Annotated in this window: 20 protein-coding genes and 1 pseudogene; 14 read left to right on the top strand and 7 right to left on the bottom strand. The window is 48.2% G+C overall.

The window, feature by feature from the left end; all coding sequences use genetic code 11:
- Positions 1 to 63: 63 nt before the first annotated feature.
- Positions 64 to 201, top strand: a pseudogene (locus IEY24_RS00165) (PadR family transcriptional regulator); the annotation flags it as partial.
- Positions 202 to 671: 470 nt separating this feature from the next.
- Here the strand turns inward: IEY24_RS00165 and IEY24_RS00160 are convergent.
- Entirely contained in the window at positions 672 to 1,073 is a 402-nt protein-coding gene (locus tag IEY24_RS00160; protein WP_188927484.1) for a DoxX family protein, read from the bottom strand.
- A gap of 135 nt (positions 1,074 to 1,208) precedes the next feature.
- Between IEY24_RS00160 and IEY24_RS00155 the strand changes: the two genes are divergently transcribed.
- A complete protein-coding gene (locus tag IEY24_RS00155) occupies positions 1,209 to 1,517 on the top strand; it encodes a winged helix-turn-helix transcriptional regulator (RefSeq protein WP_308420543.1) in 309 nt (102 codons plus the stop codon).
- Positions 1,518 to 1,571: 54 nt separating this feature from the next.
- On the opposite strand, the gene IEY24_RS00150 is transcribed toward IEY24_RS00155, so the two are convergent.
- Positions 1,572 to 1,979: a winged helix-turn-helix transcriptional regulator gene (locus tag IEY24_RS00150; RefSeq protein ID WP_188927480.1), complete on the bottom strand. Its 408-nt coding sequence runs from the start codon at positions 1,977 to 1,979 to the stop codon at positions 1,572 to 1,574.
- Between the two features lie 151 nt (positions 1,980 to 2,130).
- Between IEY24_RS00150 and IEY24_RS00145 the strand changes: the two genes are divergently transcribed.
- The 3 genes from IEY24_RS00145 (at position 2,131) to IEY24_RS00135 (ending at position 3,954) form a co-directional block, all read left to right on the top strand.
- A complete protein-coding gene (locus IEY24_RS00145) occupies positions 2,131 to 3,174 on the top strand; it encodes an NADP-dependent oxidoreductase (RefSeq protein WP_229221040.1) in 1,044 nt (347 codons plus the stop codon).
- Between the two features lies 1 nt (position 3,175).
- Entirely contained in the window at positions 3,176 to 3,616 is a 441-nt protein-coding gene (locus IEY24_RS00140; RefSeq protein ID WP_229221038.1) for a nuclear transport factor 2 family protein, read from the top strand.
- A 164-nt stretch (positions 3,617 to 3,780) separates the two neighbouring features.
- The gene (locus tag IEY24_RS00135; protein ID WP_229221035.1) at positions 3,781 to 3,954 is read left to right on the top strand and encodes an aldo/keto reductase; all 174 of its coding nucleotides are present in this window, start codon (positions 3,781 to 3,783) and stop codon (positions 3,952 to 3,954) included.
- Between the two features lie 102 nt (positions 3,955 to 4,056).
- On the opposite strand, the gene IEY24_RS00130 is transcribed toward IEY24_RS00135, so the two are convergent.
- On the bottom strand, positions 4,057 to 4,977 hold the full coding sequence (locus IEY24_RS00130; RefSeq protein WP_188927478.1) for a nucleotidyl transferase AbiEii/AbiGii toxin family protein: 921 nt from the start codon (positions 4,975 to 4,977) through the stop codon (positions 4,057 to 4,059).
- Positions 4,974 to 5,759, bottom strand: coding sequence for a type IV toxin-antitoxin system AbiEi family antitoxin (locus IEY24_RS00125; protein WP_188927476.1), 786 nt, complete (start codon positions 5,757 to 5,759; stop codon positions 4,974 to 4,976). Before IEY24_RS00125 ends, IEY24_RS00130 begins: the two co-directional genes overlap by 4 nt.
- A 370-nt stretch (positions 5,760 to 6,129) precedes the next feature.
- On the opposite strand from IEY24_RS00125, the gene IEY24_RS00120 reads away from it, so the two are divergent.
- A complete protein-coding gene (locus IEY24_RS00120) occupies positions 6,130 to 6,480 on the top strand; it encodes an IS66 family transposase (RefSeq protein ID WP_188927474.1) in 351 nt (116 codons plus the stop codon).
- 351 nt (positions 6,481 to 6,831) lie between these two features.
- On the opposite strand, the gene IEY24_RS00115 is transcribed toward IEY24_RS00120, so the two are convergent.
- From IEY24_RS00115 to mnmE, 3 genes are read right to left on the bottom strand one after another with little or no spacing between them, the layout of a single operon-like run.
- On the bottom strand, positions 6,832 to 7,125 hold the full coding sequence (locus IEY24_RS00115) for a nucleotidyltransferase domain-containing protein (protein ID WP_188927472.1): 294 nt from the start codon (positions 7,123 to 7,125) through the stop codon (positions 6,832 to 6,834).
- Positions 7,125 to 7,547 (bottom strand): nucleotidyltransferase substrate binding protein, encoded by a 423-nt coding sequence (locus IEY24_RS00110; RefSeq protein WP_188927470.1) that lies wholly within the window; start codon positions 7,545 to 7,547, stop codon positions 7,125 to 7,127. The genes IEY24_RS00115 and IEY24_RS00110 overlap by 1 nt, the downstream gene beginning before the upstream one ends.
- Before the next feature lie 28 nt (positions 7,548 to 7,575).
- A complete protein-coding gene (mnmE, locus tag IEY24_RS00105) occupies positions 7,576 to 8,943 on the bottom strand; it encodes a tRNA uridine-5-carboxymethylaminomethyl(34) synthesis GTPase MnmE (protein ID WP_188927468.1) in 1,368 nt (455 codons plus the stop codon).
- Between the two features lie 173 nt (positions 8,944 to 9,116).
- Between mnmE and IEY24_RS00100 the strand changes: the two genes are divergently transcribed.
- The 8 genes from IEY24_RS00100 (at position 9,117) to IEY24_RS00065 (ending at position 17,953) form a co-directional block, all read left to right on the top strand.
- Positions 9,117 to 9,698: a 7-carboxy-7-deazaguanine synthase QueE gene (locus IEY24_RS00100; RefSeq protein ID WP_188932009.1), complete on the top strand. Its 582-nt coding sequence runs from the start codon at positions 9,117 to 9,119 to the stop codon at positions 9,696 to 9,698.
- On the top strand, positions 9,698 to 11,629 hold the full coding sequence (locus IEY24_RS00095) for an OmpA family protein (protein ID WP_188927466.1): 1,932 nt from the start codon (positions 9,698 to 9,700) through the stop codon (positions 11,627 to 11,629). Before IEY24_RS00100 ends, IEY24_RS00095 begins: the two co-directional genes overlap by 1 nt.
- Before the next feature lie 175 nt (positions 11,630 to 11,804).
- Positions 11,805 to 12,767 carry a thioredoxin-disulfide reductase gene (trxB, locus tag IEY24_RS00090; RefSeq protein ID WP_188927464.1) on the top strand — a complete coding sequence of 321 codons (963 nt, stop codon included), beginning with the start codon at positions 11,805 to 11,807 and terminating at the stop codon, positions 12,765 to 12,767.
- Positions 12,768 to 12,845: 78 nt separating this feature from the next.
- Complete coding sequence (locus IEY24_RS00085) at positions 12,846 to 13,919, top strand: M23 family metallopeptidase (RefSeq protein WP_188927462.1); 1,074 nt, start codon at positions 12,846 to 12,848, stop codon at positions 13,917 to 13,919.
- Between the two features lie 12 nt (positions 13,920 to 13,931).
- Entirely contained in the window at positions 13,932 to 14,660 is a 729-nt protein-coding gene (bshB1, locus tag IEY24_RS00080; protein ID WP_188927460.1) for a bacillithiol biosynthesis deacetylase BshB1, read from the top strand.
- Between the two features lie 85 nt (positions 14,661 to 14,745).
- Complete coding sequence (gene msrB, locus IEY24_RS00075; protein WP_188927458.1) at positions 14,746 to 15,315, top strand: peptide-methionine (R)-S-oxide reductase MsrB; 570 nt, start codon at positions 14,746 to 14,748, stop codon at positions 15,313 to 15,315.
- 228 nt (positions 15,316 to 15,543) lie between these two features.
- The gene (locus tag IEY24_RS00070; RefSeq protein WP_229221025.1) at positions 15,544 to 16,743 is read left to right on the top strand and encodes a DUF4856 domain-containing protein; all 1,200 of its coding nucleotides are present in this window, start codon (positions 15,544 to 15,546) and stop codon (positions 16,741 to 16,743) included.
- An 85-nt stretch (positions 16,744 to 16,828) separates the two neighbouring features.
- Positions 16,829 to 17,953 (top strand): imelysin family protein, encoded by a 1,125-nt coding sequence (locus IEY24_RS00065; RefSeq protein WP_188927456.1) that lies wholly within the window; start codon positions 16,829 to 16,831, stop codon positions 17,951 to 17,953.
- Positions 17,954 to 17,961 lie beyond the last annotated feature (8 nt).

The raw sequence follows: 17,961 nt of genomic DNA, 5'->3' as shown, positions 1-17,961 counted from the left end.
ATAGAAGCATCTTTTTAAGATGGCATACCATTTGTTATACAAATACAGAAATAATTAATTAGTATGCGAGGTACCTACCTGGGAGAATTTGAAGAATTGGTGCTGCTGGCAGTGGCGATACTAGCGGGCGGGGCTTATGGGGCAGCTATCACCAATGAGATCGAGCAACAAATGCAGAGATCAGTGAACTTGGGCGCAGTACAGTGATACAGAATCAGTAACCTGTTTAACCAGGTTAGCTCGTTTTCCAAAAAGCTCCCTGAAAGCTCATCCAAGAGAAATTTTAAGAGCGGGTATCGCTCATGCGCCTGAAGTACCATTCCCACATATCTTTAAAGCCACACTACATGAACACCGAGACTTCCAGGTGCTAATCAAAAATACACATCCGTCGATTTTCACCAAAAATATTTTATACCAACAAGCGAAAAACTTGATTAACGGGCTGAATACCCGGGAGGACGTCACAAGCAAGCCAGCGTCCCCAAACCGCTTTTCAGAAGGAAGTATCTTTCCAAGATCTGCTCTTTTTTGTCTGCTTTGCTGCTGACCATGGTGACCTCATGGCCCTGCTCGAGTAGTAGGAACGGACAAAGCCTGATGATACAAGCCTAAACCGCATTTCTCACTTGGTTTATGAAAGTATCAGGTTGTTGAAAGGCACGTTGATGTTAATGTGGGATGTTATTCTCTGGTCCTTTTTGTCTTCCCCAAGCCACGAAGGCTGCAAGCGATAGTACGAAAATATTAAAACCGATATTTTTGGCTTCGCCCCGGGAAACATGAAATATAATGGCAATAGCCATTAAGGCGATGATGCCGTAGGCTGCAAACACGGTCAGTACCGGGCGAATGCGAAGTACGGCTGGCAGTAGAATCCCGATCCCGCCTAACAGATCGACCACGCCGGTTAGCAAAACCAGTCCGGGATTGTTTTTTATCCAAGGAAAAGGAAGACCATCCGGTTTAAATAATTTCATTGATCCCGCCCAGATAAAAGTTGCCGCTAATAGGATCTGTGCTATCCAAAGGCTTACGATTATCGCTTTTGATGTTTTTTGCTGTGCTGACATGACTTCTATTTTTTTTGCGCAAATTAGCTACATTCGCTATCCGATCGATAGTGCTTTCCATTTGGAAAGCACTATCCAAAAAGGAAGTAACGTTCAACGAAAGCTATGTTGTCAAATGCGGGTTGCCCGAAAACCATGTTATCGATCAAAGATGCCCTTGGCGCACTGGAAGGGAGATGGAAGTTGCTTATTTTATTTGCCTTGGCAGAAAAGCCTAAACGTTTCAAGCAGATCGCTAAAGAAGTGCAGGGTATTACCGATAAAACGCTGTCAAAAGAGTTGAAAAACATGGAGGCCAATCAATTAATCAGCAGGACAGTTTATGATACTTTCCCGCCAACGGTCGAGTATGCCATCACCCCGCACGGTCTGTCCCTGGAGAAAGTGCTGGATGAACTTCACTTCTGGGGTTTGCGGCACCGCCAGCAAGTGATCGGTAAATGAGGTTAACTAAAAGTACTTTGTTTTTGGCGTCAATGTTTGACCGGTACAAATATTTCACTCCGTGTCACAGACTGACTTACAAACGGCAGCAGTTCGTTCATCCTTCACCTTACCGACGGATAGTGCATCCATTTCTATCTGTTTTTTAGCCCACGCATGCAAATGAGCGATAAAAGGGATCAGTTCCTGCCCGGTCTCGCTCAATGAGTATTCAACTTTCGCGGGGACTTCATGATACATCTTGCGGAGTATCAATTTATCTTCTTCCAGTTCACGCAAGGTTTGTGTAAGCATTTTTGTCGTGATGTCAGGCAAAGTTCGCCTCAACTCGCCATATCTCAATACGCCTCTCATGTCCAGGTACCACAGAATTCTGGCCTTATATTTTCCGCCTATGCGTTTGAAGGCATAGTCGACCGCGCAAAGCTGATTAGCCTGCGTCAATAATTCATCTTTTTTCATATCGGTCCTATTTTCAAGCAATTGATAATCAGCATTATATACTTTTTTGTATATAAGGTACAAAAAAGTATGTACTTGTCAAAAGTATGTATTTACTCGACATTTGATTCATTGTTAACAGACCAGATGATGATCATTAAAAAAACAAATAGTGAAAGATCAAACAAACCCGACCGATCATAAAACCAGTGGCGTTATGAAAGCAGTTCGATTACACGAATTCGGCGGACCAGAAGTGCTTCGTTATGAGGATGCGCCGATGCCGGAGCTAAAAGATGGTGAAGTATTAGTGAAAGTCCACGCATCCGCCGTTAATCCCCCCGACTGGTATTTACGGGATGGCTACCGTTCCTTACCTCCTGAATGGCAACCGGAGGGGGACTTTCCGATGATCCTCGGTACCGATATTTCAGGGGTTGTTCAAGCCGTTTCCAATGGCGTAAATAATTTTAAGGTTGGTGACGAAGTCTATTCCATGGTTCGCTTTTTCAGCATCGGAGAGAGCAAAGGCTATGCCGAATATGTGAGCGTACCTGCAGAACATCTTGCGATCAAACCGGGCAAAATTGACCATGTGCATGCTGCTGGCGCGCCTATGTCGCTGTTAACTGCATGGCAGTTTCTGGTGGAAGTTGGCCACGATCACCCTAACCCCTTACAACCTCATCCGCACATACTGGTACCATTGCAAGGCAAAACGGTCCTTGTTAATGGAGCCGCGGGAGGTGTAGGCCACTTTGCAGTGCAGGTAGCTAAACTTCAGGGCGCCACGGTAATCGGCGTAGCATCAGGTAAGCATGAAGCACTTGTACGAGACCTGGGGGCAGACGAATTTATTGATTATACGAAAACGGCCGCAGAAGATGTTGTCCGCAACCTTGATCTGGTCGTGGACACGGTCGGTGGTGCATCAACTGAGCGCTTTTTAAAGACGATGAAGCGTGGAGGTGCCTTGTTTCCTGTTTATCCATTGGGTTTCGAGGGAGGAGCAGAAGCCGAAAAACTTGGGATCACCGTATCATCCCTGCAGGTGAGGTCAAGCGGGGCACAATTGGCGCTATTGGCCAAGTTACTGGATGAAGGTAGTATCCAAGTAGTTATTGACAGTACTTTCCCGTTATCGGCAACACGTGAAGCACATGAGCGCGCAGCCAAGGGCCATATTCAAGGTAAGATCGTGTTAACCGTTGCCTGACATGAATACTCAAGACATTGCAGACCAATTAAAGCTAAGAGCTTTAGTGGATCAGGTATCGATATTTGCAGATAAAAAGGATTTTGAGGCGCAAGTACAATTATTTACCGAAGATGCTATCACAGAGATCACTGTAGGCGGAAACCTGATCATGCAATTGACCGGGCGTGAAGCTATGTCAGCGGCCTTCGAAGGTTTTAATAAAAGCTTTGCCACTTCCTTTCACCTTAATGGGCAGCATGTGGTAGCAGTCAAAGGTGACCATGCTAACGGTACATTATATAGCCATATCACCCTGCTCAGCATAGAACATGGCAAAAAGGTTAAATCGACTATAGGAGCTGTATATCAGGATGGATATGAGAGAATTAATGCTCGGTGGCTCATCGCCTCAAGGCGGGGCACGTTTATCTGGCAGGATAAAAACCTGCTTGACCCATAAACCAACTGAATTTTCAATTGTTAATTGAGCTGTATAAGCAAGTTATTTGAGGCGTTTAGGAAACCGTAAATTTTATAGTTTGTACATCTTTGTGTTATGAAAAACGTAGAGCAAATACATTTAGGCCAAAACGGGCCGCTGGTTTCCAGCTGGGCTTGGGTTGCATGCGCATGTCTTCGGTCTGGGGCGGACCAATACCCGACGAAAGAGAAAGCATCGCGACGACACAGCAAGCATTGGACAACTGCATCAACTTTTTGAACACCGGCGATTTTTATGGTGCCGGTCATAATGAAATGCTGGTCGGCAAAGCGATCAAAGGGCGGCGCGATGATTAAGTGCTGCCTCCAAATCTTCACCAGCAGTCACGTTCGCACAATCGTTAGCGCTCGTCGCAACACAGGCGCTTTTGACAGGTAAAATGTTTTTCTGCAGGACCCTCATCTTCCAAGTACCTGACGCAGTTTTTCGAGTGCTTGCTTGTGTTTCTTTGCTTGCATTTTTGCAATATTCATCTGTTTCCACTGAACGGAGGGGAGCGAGGCTACCAGCTCTATATCGGGTAGGCCCAATAAATCCCACTGGGGCTTGTTAGACTTGAAAGAAATCAAAAACTCTTTTTCCTGTTCAGTGATCTGCTCATGGATGAGGTTGATAAGCTGCTGACGGGTTTGTTCCAGTTGCTGTAAAGAAACATCCACCTCCGCCATCTGAACGAATTCGCTTTCGTAAATCATGCTGATATCTTTCAGGTGCGGTGCCAGCAATTCAGCCATAGGACGCTGGTGGCTGACTAGAAAAACCAGGAATGTTTTTCTAAGATCCTGTGTGAAACCCTCGTTTTCCAACAGAAATTTCACGTCGAACAGATCACGCGGATGTTGCCGGTCCAAGGCGGCGCAGATCTTTCCTGCATACAAATCTGGGAGGGAGGCTACCTGAACTTCTGCATAACCAAATTCTTTTTCAACTACCTCACAGACTTGCATCGACTCTGGTGCAAATACCGTCCCGCGGATCACAGGAGAAAGTTCTACCTTGATGCGTACATCGCCAAGCTGTACGATCAGACGCAGTCCGTCATTCTGTTCGTGTGTGTTCAGCACGCGAGCCCCGGGAATCGTTTTGCGTATCAACTCGCTGAGCCTGGTTAGCGCCTCGCGTATATTTTTCAAAGACACATCGCGCGGTTCTGAAAGAAGATACAACAAGTCGATATCAACCGAAAGGCGTGGAAGCTCGCGATAGAAGAGATTAATCGCGGTGCCACCTTTTAAGGCGAAACATTTTTCTGTTTCTAGCAGCGGCAAAACGCGAACGAGAAGTTGAACCTGCTGATAGTAAATCGTATCCTTTTTCATCCTTGTTTATCAAGTCTAGGGACAGTGATAAGATAGTTTTTGTCTAGCTCCCCATTTTCGGCTAAAACCCTGTTGCCTGAGCCTAGCGAGATTCTTGTCTGATCGATTTTCGTTGCCCAGCTGTAATTGTAACGTGATGATAGCCACAGGAAAAGCCGCTTCGTCTTTATACTTGTACAGCTTTCTAGCAGTCGTTGCAGTATGCGCGGAGATAAATTGGTCATCCCTTGAAAGAGCTCTTCCGCATGTTCAAACGAGATTCGGTCCGGCACGTCATAGAGCATTTCCAAGCATGCGCGTTCAGGTACTGAAATGCTCAGTTCTATTTCCCCAAACGGAATTTGAGTTGTCAGTTGCTGCGATTCGGAATCGGTCATTGAACTGAAAAGCAGGCGGCGCGTATGTTTTACGAAGGTAACATCGTCAGAAAGCTTATTAATCCATGCTGGCCACTTGTCATTACCGTATAAGTGAATTGTTTCTTTCCTGGCTCCGGGGATATAGTGTGAATAGCCTTTCAACTGCAAAGCAGTCAGCCCACCGACCAAAAAATCTGTCTCTGCAATTGCTTGCAAAGTCGATACGATCTGCTGCCAGGTTATTTTGAGCGTTCCCCTCGTATAAAGCCCTTTCCATAGCAAACGAAGTTGTTCGCTTTTTACCAGGTTATCGATAGCGTGCTCATCCAGGCGAGCACTCTTTGAAAGCCATTTCCGCGTAACGATCCTTCCCTCAGGGATGAGGCTTTCGATTTGTTTTCGGCGATCTGGTATACTCGGCATGTTTACATATTTTTAATTTGACGGCGGCTGTCGCCGTCGTATCAAAGATATGTAAATTATCCATTTGTTAAATAAGGAGATAACGGCGATAGTCGCCGGTATCTCTAAGACTGGTAAATACAATGTTGGTTTCTCCTGACTCGGCTCAGCGTAAATTGACGCTTGCCCATTAAACGAGCAATATCCCCACAATCTGCGTTTTCGGCAAGAATATAGCCTTGAAACAGCGCATAACCATCAACAGAGATTTAAACCGTATTGAGGTGGTCAATTTCACCGAATTTTCCAATCAGACACCAATTCTTGGTGAAGGTCAGATTGTTGAGAAAAGGATGACCCAATCCCTGCCAATCTTGACCCAATTGCACGAATGGATGCAGCGGGAGTACCACAGAGTCCTATTGGAAAGGCAATAGGATATGCTCTTCCGCTCATGGAAAGTATGAGATTATATGCGCTTCACGGAGATTTGCAACTCGATAATAACCTGATCGAGAACGCAATCAGGCCAATTGCCCTGGGGCGGCGCAATTACCTTTTTGCAGGTACGCATGAGACGGCGCAAAACGCTGCAATGATCTACTCTCTTTTTGCGACTTGTAAAAAACACGATGTAAATCCACAGGACTGGCTGCTGGATATTCTTCGGAAAATGAATGACCTCAACCATGAAGGTAAATTCTCAGATCTTCTCCCCAACCGCTGGAAAAAGAATCGGTAACCGATCCTACTATATTAACTGCATAACCAATACCAAGGGGGATAGCCGATTGCTTACGAACTTTGGCACCCAGTTCAAAAACAAAAACCCTGCAAATAGTTGATTTACAGGGTTTTGATCGATTTTATTTTGTCAAAAAGTGCTCCCGTGAAGTCTCGAACCCCTGTTGACATTGAGAGCGAAATTGCCAAGAAGTTTGGCTTGTCCAGACCAACGCCAGAGGCGACTTTTACAACTATAAAAGGGCGCAGGCGAAGGCCCTAGAAAAGCTAGCCTGCGTGCTCACCCAACCTTGAAGGTACGTTGTGGGTCCTGAACTGTTAAGAAACGTGGACAATCAATCAACCCTTCTCAAAAAAAAACTACTCCTACCTGATCAATATGACCGATCAGCTCCGTGTCTTCAATTTTGTGATAAGCAGAAAGATCAATTTTATAAGGAAGCATCAGATCATCCAGTTCCAGTTCAATTTTAAACAACAGAGATAGATCGAGCCCCGGCGCTACCAAAGCCAAATCAATATCGGAGCCGTTTCGGTAGTTCCCTTTCGCACGCGATCCGTATAGAATGGCTTGCTCTACTTCGGGATGCTTAGCAAACACCCCCTGAATGCTGCTGACGGCTTTTTCTGATAATCCGTGCATTAGTCATGTTGCAATTTAATACGCTCCATCGTTTCCTGAAACTTCACAAACAACGGGTAAAACCGGTCAATAATATTTGTGTAAATCTCATCGGAAATCTCTTCGTTGTAGGTGTGGCTGGTAAGATTTCTATTTTTGATCATTTCCATCCAATTGTCTCCGTCTAAGATCAAATCAGCACTAAAAGCCTGCCGCGTCGCATCCCTTGGCCCTCTGATTTCAGTATTGCCCTGATATACAAAAAAGTCCTGCATCACCTTCCAGGCCAGCTCGTGCGTGTATTCGAATGCTTGTATAATCCCTTGCCTTTCCAGTTCGCTCAACGGACGTTCGGCATCGAGCTTCACGGCTTCGCCCAACTTTTTTAGTGCCTTTTTATAATTTTCAAAGCGCTGTTCCCAACGGATATCCTGCTCGCCCATAGTTTCAATTTTGTGCCAATTTCAACAATTACTTTCCGATACAAAACTTACTAAAAATATTATCCAGCAAATCATCCGTCACAATAGTCCCCGTAATCTCCCCCAAATGATGCAGCGCCAACCGGATATCCTGCGCCAGAAAATCCCCGGTCACGCCCAGCGATAGCCCATTTAAAACATCGGTTAGCGACGCGTTGGTCTTGATCAAATGCTCATAATGCCTCAAATTGGTCACGACTGTGTCGCCGGCCGCCTGGCCGTGAACCAGTGAAACCAGTTTCCGCGTGAGCGCAGGGAGGTTTTGCTGCGTATAGGCAGAAATAGGAACAATATCAGAGTCTTCACCAAGCAGTTCCGTTGCCAGCGAAGGATTAATATCGGTTTTATTCAACACAAAAAGAACTTCCTTATCAGCTGGCAGCAATGCGGCCAATGCGCGGTTCTCAGCCAGCGTTTCAAGGCTGTCAAAAAGGAAAATCACAATATCCGCTTTGTCCATGGCTGCTTTCGAGCGCTCGATACCGATGGACTCTACCACATCGGTCGTTTCGCGAATTCCTGCCGTATCGATAAAGCGAAATTTCAACCCATCCAGCACAATCGTATCTTCGATCACATCCCGGGTGGTGCCCGCAATGGCCGTTACGATAGCTTTCTCTTCATTTAATAATGCATTCAAGAGTGTCGATTTTCCCACGTTCGGCGAGCCAATAATAGCTACCGGAACCCCTTCCTTGATGGCATTGCCAAAGTCAAATGAGCTGATCAGCGGCTCGATGGTCGTTTGCAGCGCCACAATCAGCCTGCGCAAATCGTCGCGCTCGGCGAATTCAACGTCTTCTTCGCCAAAATCGAGCTCCAACTCGATCATAGAGGCGAAATGGATCAGCTCGGAGCGCAGCGAGGCCAGTTTTTTGGAAAATCCGCCGCGGAGCTGGTTCAATGCAGTTTTGTGGCTGGCTTGCGAGTCGGCGGCGATCAGGTCGGCGACGGCTTCGGCTTGCACCAGGTCGAACTGGCCATTCAGGAAGGCACGCTGGGTGAACTCGCCTGGTTTGGCAATGCGCGCGCCTTTGGTGATCAATACCTTTAATATCTGGCGGATAATGTAATCGGAACCGTGGCAGGAAATTTCTACGGAATCTTCCTTGGTAAATGAGCGGGGCGTTTTGAAAACCGAGACGAGCACTTCGTCGATGATTTCGCCACCGGCGTTGATAGTGCCGAAATGCACGGTGTGGGTTTCGACCTTTTCGAGGTTTTTACCTTTGAAAACGCTGTTGACCATGGCAATAGCGCCCAGGCCCGACACACGTATAACACCTATCGCGCCTACGCCCGAGGGTGTGGCAAGCGCGCAAATCACTTCCTGTTGATGGATGGGTACTATGTTCATAATGCAAATATGCTACTATTTGAAAGAACCAATATCGGAAGCAGGAAGTTTGAATTTTGTACCTTTACGGGATTTTTCCGCTGACGCGGCGTGTTACCCATTTTTACAACATTAAGAATTTCAAGATTTTGCTTACTGAAACTTTGCCTATCGTTACATCAGAGCTGCCGGTGATGGAAGCCTTCTACACCTTGCAGGGTGAAGGCCAGCACAGCGGTCGTGCCGCCTATTTCATCCGGCTCGGCGGCTGCGATGTAGGCTGCCATTGGTGCGATGTAAAGGAGTCCTGGGATGCGAGCATCCATCCCAAATTTGATATTGAAGCGATCGTGGACGGCGCATTGCAGTTTCCCGGTCGATTAGCAGTAATTACCGGTGGAGAGCCATTAATGTACAATCTTGACGGTTTAACGAGTGCATTGCAAGCGGCTGGGTTCAAAACCAATATCGAAACCTCGGGCGTGTATCCTTTCACGGGGCATTGGGACTGGGTGTGTTTTTCGCCCAAAAAATTCAAGACGCCTCACCGGGATATTTATAAGAATGCCGACGAGTTGAAAGCGATCATTTACAATAAAAGCGATTTCGACTTCGCCGAAGAACATGCCGCCAAAGTTTCGCCTGACTGTACGCTGCTTCTCCAACCCGAATGGAGTAAGCAGGAGGTAATGTTGCCTTTGATAATTGACTATATCAAAGACAATCCCAAATGGAAAATGTCGTTACAAACTCACAAGTTTATGAACATTCCATAATGCACCGGGTATTTCTTTTCTGCATCGCACTAGGCATCACCACACTCCAATCCGTTTCAGCTCAGGACGTTACATTATCCAGAACAGCCAGGCAAGTATACGACAAGGCACAAAAGGCCTGGCAAGAAAGAAATCTCCCCGAAGCAACTGAACTGTTTGAGAAAGTGCTTGAAATCGAGCCCAACAGCTATGATACCCACCTGCGGCTCGCGCAGGTTTACGAACTGCAAAGAAAGAGCGATCTCGTCCGCAAACACTACTACAAGGCCATAAGTCTCAAACCTGCCGCGCCGCAATCGGCAGCAGCCTTTCAGTGGATTGGCCGTGACCATTTCAACGTGCAGCGCTACGATTCAGCGCAGTTCTACTTCGAGAAGGCCTCTGCATTGTTCCCCGCCAAATCCAGTTTGGGCAGATTAGCGGAAAAGTCGGTGGCCTCGTCTAAGTTTGCGCAGCAGGCTGTTAAAAACCCGCTTCCTATTGAGAAAAGATCATTGGGCGACACGGTGAATTTCCTGGGAACGCAGTATTTCCCGGTGATGACTGCCGACGAGGAGACATTGATCTTTACAGGACTCACTGAAAACCGCGACGAGAACATTTATTTCACGCGCCGCATCAAAGCCGGTCGCGTGGCGGACCGCAGCCCGGCTGACCGTTGGGACGTACCCGAAGAAATTTCCAAATCCATCAACACCACCAATAACGAAGGTACCTGCACGGTTTCCGCCGATGGCCGTACGCTGGTTTTCACGGCCTGCAACCGTCCCGACGGCCACGGCAGCTGCGATTTGTATATCTCCCATAAGGTAGGCAAAGATTGGAGCCAGCCCGCGAACCTGGGCCAGGAGGTTAATTCCCGCGAATGGGAATCGCAGCCTTCGCTTTCTGCGGACGGACATACACTCTATTTCGCTTCGGACCGAAAGGGCGGCGTGGGAAAGCGCGACATCTGGGTGACACACCTGGACGACAAAAAACAATGGACGGCGCCCAAAAACCTTGGACCGACTATTAACACCTCAGACGACGAGAACGCTCCATTCATTCATGCCAATAGTCGAACGCTGTTTTACTCTTCGAACGGCCTGCCAGGTATGGGCGGTTTTGATATTTTTATTACCCAAAAAACGGATACGGTATGGGCGCTCCCGGCAAACATAGGCTACCCTATCAACACGGTTTCAGACCAGGTCGGGCTATTTATCGCTTCCAACGGCGAGAATGCCTATTATACCGATGATAATACTGAAAAAGGCGGCGGCCGCTCGCTGATTTACACCTTCCGCGTTCCCGAGTCGCTGCAAAAGATCATCACACCTACGCGCTATGCGAAGGGTAAGGTGTTTGATAAAAAAACGGGAACGGTTCTGGCTTCCGATATCGATCTTTTCGACCTGAAAACACAGACCAAGGTAGGCTCATTTACATCTGATAGCCAAAACGGCTCATTTCTGGCTGTTTTGAATAGCGGTGGGGAATATGCATTTTATGTCTCAAAACCAGGGTATCTCTTTAAAAGCCTTTCATTTTCCGTTGATAACGACCAGTCGTTTGTAGACCTTGAAATCCCGCTGGAAGCGATCGAAAAGGACCGCGCGGAGGTTTTGAATAACATTTTCTTCAAAACAGGGGAATATATTCTCGATGACAAATCCAAAGTGGAGCTCGACAAGCTGAGCGAGTTTTTGCACAAAAACAAAACCATTAAAATTGAAATATCCGGCCACACCGACGACGTAGGTTCGGATACCGAGAATATGGCGCTTTCGCAACGCCGTGCGCAGTCGGTGCAATATTATTTGCAACAGTCCGGAATTGCGACCGACCGGATTTTGGCCAAAGGTTATGGCGAAACAACGCCCAAAGCACCCAACGATTCGGATGAAAACCGGCAGAAAAACCGAAGGATTGAGTGGCGCATCCTCTAAATGCATTTGCATAACGGGCTGAAATTTTGCACTTTTGTCAGTCTGCCTGTGTTGTACTGACAGGTACAATAAGGCAAAATCAAGTCTCACACACGAAGATATGCCTTGTCTGGCACCGCTGGAATTTCCAGCTAAAACCTAGAAAAATCGTCATTAACAGTAGTTTTATATTAACATGTCATCCGAGAAAGTCTCTTGCTTAATTATCGGCTCCGGCCCTGCCGGTTATACAGCCGCCATATATGCTTCCCGCGCGGGATTGAATCCTGTACTTTACCAAGGCGCCCAACCAGGCGGCCAGCTGACTATCACGACAGAAGTTGACAACTATCCGGGCTACCCCGATGGCATTACCGGCCCTGAAATGATGATTAACTTCGAAAAACAAGCCAAACGTTTCGGTACCGACGTACGTTACGGTCTGGCTACTTCGGTTGATTTCACGGGTTACCCACATAAAGTGATCATCGACAACAAGCACGAAATCACTGCCGACGCGGTAATTATTTCGACTGGCGCTTCGGCCAAATGGCTTGGCCTTGAAGACGAAGAACGCTTGAATGGCCGCGGCGTATCTGCCTGTGCGGTCTGTGACGGTTTCTTCTTCCGCGGCCAGGACGTGGTAGTGGTTGGCGCCGGCGATACAGCCGCAGAAGAAGCCAGCTATCTTGCTAAGCTTTGCCGCAAAGTATACCTGCTGGTTCGCCGCGACGAAATGCGTGCCTCGAAGATCATGCAGAAACGTTTGGAAACGCTGCCAAATATCGAAATCCTCTGGAACACCGAAACTGTGAAGCTAAACGGAGAAGAGGGACTTGAATCGGTATTGGTTAAAAATAATAAAACCGGCGAGGAGCAACTTTTGGAAGCAACCGGTTTCTTTGTTGCGATTGGCCACAAACCCAACACGGATATTTTCAAGGGTTATGTTCACATGGACGAGACCGGATATATCCAAACCATTAAAGGAAGCTCTTGCACCAATATCAAAGGCGTGTTCGCCTGTGGTGACGCTCAGGACAATGTCTACCGCCAGGCGATAACCGCTGCCGGAACAGGTTGTATGGCTGCGTTGGATGCTGAAAGATTCCTCGTAGAACGGGAAGTGGACGTTATTATCGAAGAAGAAACAGCTTAATTAATCGCACAACCCCTAATAGGAGTCAGGCTACGTTGAATGGTAAACACCAGCGTAGTCTGATTTGGTATTATACTTATGAAAGTAAAGCTTATTGTTTGTTTGCTAATGGCCGTGTGTCTGATCTCCTGGAACACGCAAGCGCAAGAGCGAGGAAAGTTCCGAAGAAACCCCAAGATCAACCAGTCGGGCAGCAATGCCAACGATGGCCCGACCACCAAAGCCACGCCTCAACCAGAGGACGAATACGAAGTAGAAACCTCCAACCTGAAATTCCAGAGCCAGTTCGAACCGGTCAAGCCGCTGAACCCCGTCGTCAATGAAGATACTGCCACCATCGACGAGGGGGAAACCGAAGTAGTGATCGCCGAAGATTCTGTACTCGTTGCCGATGAATGGGTAAAGGCTGCTGAGTATTACGTAATCTGGGACGCACGTACCATTAACCCGTACGGACTCAGCCCGGCCGAATTCGACGAGCCGGTTGATCTTAAATTGTATGACCAGGCAGCTGGCCGTATGTGGGCCGCGCCTATGGAACGTACGCCGGTCACCTCTCATTTCGCCTACCGCTGGGGCCGCTGGCACAATGGTACCGACCTGGACCTGGAAACAGGCGATTCGGTTCGCAGCACCTACGATGGCATGGTGCGGATTGTCGCCTGGGACGGCAGTGGTTATGGCAGATTTGTCGTGGTACGGCATTATAATGGCCTGGAAACCCTGTATGGCCACCTTTCCAAACAAATGGTTGAGTCCGGGCAGCTTGTAAAAGCCGGAGAAGTAATTGGTCTGGGAGGAAATACCGGAAGGAGCTCCGGATCGCATTTGCATTACGAGAACCGTTACGAAGGTAACCCGTTCGACCCTGAAAGTATATTCGACTGGCCCGGCGCAGCTATACGTTCCGATCATTTCCTGCTGACCAGCTCAGCATGGAGCCATATTCGTGGCAAATCGACCAAGAGCGAATTTGAAGCCGGCGACGCGCCTAAGGCATATTCGCGCTCCATTTTGCACAAAGTACGCTCGGGTGACACCCTGGGCTCGATCGCTTCACGTTACGGGGTGAGTATTTCAACCATTGCGCGCAGAAACCGCATGTCGACCCGCGCGACGCTGCGGATCGGACAGAAACTGCGCATTAAATAAGCTGAAACCATCATGAAATTAGATATCCTTGCCATCACGGCGCATCCCGACGATGTCGAATTGTGCTGCGCCGGTACATTGCTCGCTCAGATTGCGCTAGGCAAGAAAGTAGGCATTGTGGACCTTACAAGAGGTGAACTGGGTACGCGCGGAACGCCTGAGGGCCGCATCCAGGAAGGCTTGGATGCCGCGCGCATTCTGGGCGTGCAGGTGCGAGAAAATGTGGGCCTTGCAGACGGCTTTTTCAAAAACGACGAAGCGCATCAAAAGGCGATCATCCCTTTTATTCGCAAATACCGCCCTGAAATCGTTATTACTAATGCAATACACGACCGCCACCCCGATCATGGGCGCGGCGGAGCGCTGGTTGCCGAAGCCAGTTTCTATTCCGGGCTGCGAATGGTGAAAACCTACGACGAGCAAGGCAGCGAGCAGCAGCCATGGAGGCCGAAACAGGTCTTCCATTCGATCCAGGACCGCTACATTAATCCTGATTTTATTGTCGACATCACCGAATTCCACGACAAAAAGGTAGAGGCTATCAAGGCATTCAAAAGCCAGTTTCACGTGCCGGAATACAAGGGCGAAGGCGAGCCGCAGAGCTATATTTCCTCGCCGGAATTCCTGGAATTTATCATTGCGCGCGCGCAGGAAATGGGTCACGCGATCGGAGTGAAGTATGGTGAAGGTTTCACAACGGCCCGCAAGCTGGGAGTACGCGACCTGTCGGTATTCATTTAACATTTATTGTGAAAAAAATGAGGGAATTTGTTTGACCTATACGATTGTTTTCATCGTATATCTTGAAAAAACAGATCATAAACGCATGAAAAATTTCATCATGGTTGCCATTGCGGGTGTTTTTGCCCTTACCCTGCAGAACTGCTACGGGCAATCCCCGACCGGCCAGAGCAAACCGGCCCCAAAGGCGCCCGAATATTCACATAGCGAAACAGCACCGGTTAAGAAAAGCAACGACGACTGGCAGAAGATCCTCTCACCGGAAGTGTACCGGGTCGCGCGCCTGAAAGGAACCGAACGTCCGTTCACCAGCGAGTACGAGCATTCCAAAGAGATAGGCACATTCTACTGTGCCGTTTGCGGTAACCCGCTTTTTAAAAGCGACGCCAAATATGAAAGCGGCTGCGGCTGGCCGAGCTTTTTTGAACCGATCAACAAGAAATCGATCATCGAGGCGACAGATAACAGTCTGGGCATGCACCGGATCGAGGTCATGTGCGGCCGTTGTAAATCACATTTAGGCCACGTTTTCGACGATGGCCCGCCTCCTACCGGCCTGAGGTATTGCATCAACGGCGTGGTGCTGGATTTTGAAAAGGCGAAAACCGCCGAGAAAAAATTCAATAGTAAAAGGAAAGGAGAAAGCGGCAGCTAATACCTCCGCCTCTGATTTAGTAAGCAAAAGGGACATTCCTCGGATGCCGGTCCAAACGACCCGCCCCCAAAGAGGAACGTCCCTTTTCTTTTCAGCACAAAAAACTTTTTCACACTCTTTATTTTATAATTTGTTCCAATTCTAAATAATCCCTATGTTTGCTGTGGTTTATAATTATTCTAAATAAACCACACAGTTACATCCTTAACAAAACGCTTACTGCATCAAATGCTACACCACAATTTCAAGTTGCGGGCTATGTTGTTGGCCTCTGTCGTTGCGTTCGGACTTGTCTCTTGCTCAGATGACGACGAACCTACACCTCCTGGGCAGCAAGACCTTCGTACCAAGATCGACTATGCGAAAGTAACGCCTACTACTCCTTATAAAAGCCTTTTCATCGACGCCAAAGGCGACACTACTGCCGATCTGAAATCAGGCACCGACCGTTACAGGATGTTCCAGGCACTGAATTACTATCTCGGCAGCGCTGTACGTGACTCGGCGACCCTTGATGCGACTGTGATGAAAAACATGTTTGCGAATAGTGGTAACCCGTTCAAAGACATTAAAGCGGGAGCTGTTGTGGTAAATGGAAACGATTTGAATGCCTCAGGCGTGCAGCTTCGTAACCTGACGGCTTCCTCACGAGCCAATGCAGAGACAGACCGCAAGTTGCTGGAAGGCTATTTCAACGAGATGGCGGAAAGCAGCAAATCGGTGAAACAAACTGCGGCGAAAGGAAAGGCTGGAAAACTGGGCACTTACCTGGTCACTGCGAACGGTATTGAAATCGCGCAGATCATTCAAAAAGGCCTTATCGGCGCATTGCAGCTCGACTATATCGGTAACGTAGTGATGGACAAAGGTCTTGAAGCTGACAACAAAACATTGGTTTCCGGTAAAAAATACACTGCACTGGAACACAATTGGGATGAAGCTTTCGGTTTGCTTACGCCAAACCCTATTTTCCTCGAAGGAGCAACCGATGCCGCCAAAGGAGCAAAAGCGACCGAATCATTCCTGGGTTCTTACCTTTGGGAATACAACAAGGCTTCCTATGCCAAAATCCACACTGCATTTGTTAAAGGACGCGTGGCGATCGTGAATAACGACAAAACGGAGCTCAAAACACAGGCTACCTTCATCCGTACAGAAATGGAGAAAGCCATCGCCTCAGCAGCGTTGGGTTACCTGGCCAAATGGAAAAGCGGCACTACCGATGCGGCCCGCGCACACGCCATCGGAGAAGGGCTCGGCTTTATTTACTCGCTGCGTTACTGTACGATCAACGGCGCTGACTCTGACTTTTCCGACGCGATCCTTTTGGCACTGATCGGACCAGGCTCGCCCAACCAATTCTGGGACCTTACCAACGACAAGGTTAATGCCGCATCCGACGCTATTACCAAGAAATTCAAGCTGTAACAGCTCATATTATCTCTTTTCAAGTGGGTGGACTGGCATTTTGCCGGTCCACCATTTGTCGTTTTAAATATAACCTCTGATAAGAATGAAAAAGTACATCGCGCTCGTGCTGACATTGGTTTTCCTAGGCTGTTCGAGCGGAAGCGATAAGCCCGATCCGCAGCCGACAGACGAAGGAAAAGACCGGTCGGTGATGCTTAAAGCCTTGGCCGAAAATGTGATCATTCCCTCCTACGATCAGTTTAAAACCAAGTTTGATCTGATGTCGGCAAAGTCCAAAGCATTTACGGCAAAACCTGATAGCCAAACTTTGACCGAGTTCCGCAGCGCCTGGACCGATGCGTATGTGGCCTGGCAACGTGTGGAGCTATTCGATTTTGGTCCGGCTGAAAAACAGATTATCCGCAACTTCTTCAACATCTATCCCGCCAGCGAGGCAGGCATTGCAGCCAACATCACCGATCCAACCTCAAGCCTGGAAGTACCCGCATCCTACCCTACCCAGGGCTTTCCAGCGCTCGATTACCTTATCAATGGGCTGGGCGCCAACGACACCTCCATTCTTGCCCATTACACCACCGACAAAGATGCCGCCAAAAAACTCGCATACATTACCCGCGTGATCGCACGTATGGACTCGCTGCTGGGGAAGGTGATCAGCGACTGGAAAGGCGAATATCTCAATACTTTCATCAGTAAAACCGGCCTTGATATCGGCTCATCGACTTCATTGATGGTCAATGGCTCCGTTCTTCATTACGAACGCTACATTCGTTCGGGTAAGTTCGGGATTCCTTCCGGCGCCATGGCTAGCGGTATTCCGGCCCCGGAAAAGGTGGAAGCTTTTTACAAGAAAGACATTTCCAAAACACTCGCCCAAACGGCGCATAAAGCTTACGTGGACTTTTTCAACGGAAGACACGCGGTTACTGGCCAGGCCGGCCCAGGCCTTAAAAATTACCTGGATGCATTGGGCGCCAAGGACAGCGGCACCGGCAAATTGCTGACCGAGAGCATCAATGCACAGTTCCAGACTGCTGCCGCCAAACTCGACGTATTGAAGCCCAACTTGTACGAAGAGGTCAAAACCAATAACCAGGCCATGAAGGACACCTATACCGAAATGCAAAAGGCGGTGCGGATGCTGAAAGTGGATATGACTTCGGCCATGAGCATCACCATTACTTACACCGATAACGACGGCGATTAGCACCCAAC

It is taken from the genome of Dyadobacter endophyticus, from assembly GCF_014641595.1.
In the GTDB taxonomy this organism is placed as follows: domain Bacteria; phylum Bacteroidota; class Bacteroidia; order Cytophagales; family Spirosomataceae; genus Dyadobacter; species Dyadobacter endophyticus.
The sequence above is the reverse complement of the archived record's forward strand: the minus strand, read 5'-3'. Positions and strand labels throughout refer to the sequence as shown.

Bases quoted from the DNA above. Each gene is read 5' to 3' on its own strand.
- IEY24_RS00160 (WP_188927484.1), bottom strand. From the start codon at position 1,073: ATGTCAGCACAGCAAAAAACATCAAAAGCGATAATCGTAAGCCTTTGG.
- IEY24_RS00155 (WP_308420543.1), top strand. From the start codon at position 1,209: ATGTTATCGATCAAAGATGCCCTTGGCGCACTGGAAGGGAGATGGAAG.
- IEY24_RS00150 (WP_188927480.1), bottom strand. From the start codon at position 1,979: ATGAAAAAAGATGAATTATTGACGCAGGCTAATCAGCTTTGCGCGGTC.
- IEY24_RS00140 (WP_229221038.1), top strand. From the start codon at position 3,176: ATGAATACTCAAGACATTGCAGACCAATTAAAGCTAAGAGCTTTAGTG.
- IEY24_RS00135 (WP_229221035.1), top strand. From the start codon at position 3,781: ATGCGCATGTCTTCGGTCTGGGGCGGACCAATACCCGACGAAAGAGAA.
- IEY24_RS00130 (WP_188927478.1), bottom strand. From the start codon at position 4,977: ATGAAAAAGGATACGATTTACTATCAGCAGGTTCAACTTCTCGTTCGC.
- IEY24_RS00125 (WP_188927476.1), bottom strand. From the start codon at position 5,759: ATGCCGAGTATACCAGATCGCCGAAAACAAATCGAAAGCCTCATCCCT.
- IEY24_RS00120 (WP_188927474.1), top strand. From the start codon at position 6,130: ATGGATGCAGCGGGAGTACCACAGAGTCCTATTGGAAAGGCAATAGGA.
- IEY24_RS00115 (WP_188927472.1), bottom strand. From the start codon at position 7,125: ATGCACGGATTATCAGAAAAAGCCGTCAGCAGCATTCAGGGGGTGTTT.
- IEY24_RS00110 (WP_188927470.1), bottom strand. From the start codon at position 7,547: ATGGGCGAGCAGGATATCCGTTGGGAACAGCGCTTTGAAAATTATAAA.
- mnmE (WP_188927468.1), bottom strand. From the start codon at position 8,943: ATGAACATAGTACCCATCCATCAACAGGAAGTGATTTGCGCGCTTGCC.
- IEY24_RS00100 (WP_188932009.1), top strand. From the start codon at position 9,117: ATGGAAGCCTTCTACACCTTGCAGGGTGAAGGCCAGCACAGCGGTCGT.
- IEY24_RS00095 (WP_188927466.1), top strand. From the start codon at position 9,698: ATGCACCGGGTATTTCTTTTCTGCATCGCACTAGGCATCACCACACTC.
- trxB (WP_188927464.1), top strand. From the start codon at position 11,805: ATGTCATCCGAGAAAGTCTCTTGCTTAATTATCGGCTCCGGCCCTGCC.
- IEY24_RS00085 (WP_188927462.1), top strand. From the start codon at position 12,846: ATGAAAGTAAAGCTTATTGTTTGTTTGCTAATGGCCGTGTGTCTGATC.
- bshB1 (WP_188927460.1), top strand. From the start codon at position 13,932: ATGAAATTAGATATCCTTGCCATCACGGCGCATCCCGACGATGTCGAA.
- msrB (WP_188927458.1), top strand. From the start codon at position 14,746: ATGAAAAATTTCATCATGGTTGCCATTGCGGGTGTTTTTGCCCTTACC.
- IEY24_RS00070 (WP_229221025.1), top strand. From the start codon at position 15,544: ATGCTACACCACAATTTCAAGTTGCGGGCTATGTTGTTGGCCTCTGTC.
- IEY24_RS00065 (WP_188927456.1), top strand. From the start codon at position 16,829: ATGAAAAAGTACATCGCGCTCGTGCTGACATTGGTTTTCCTAGGCTGT.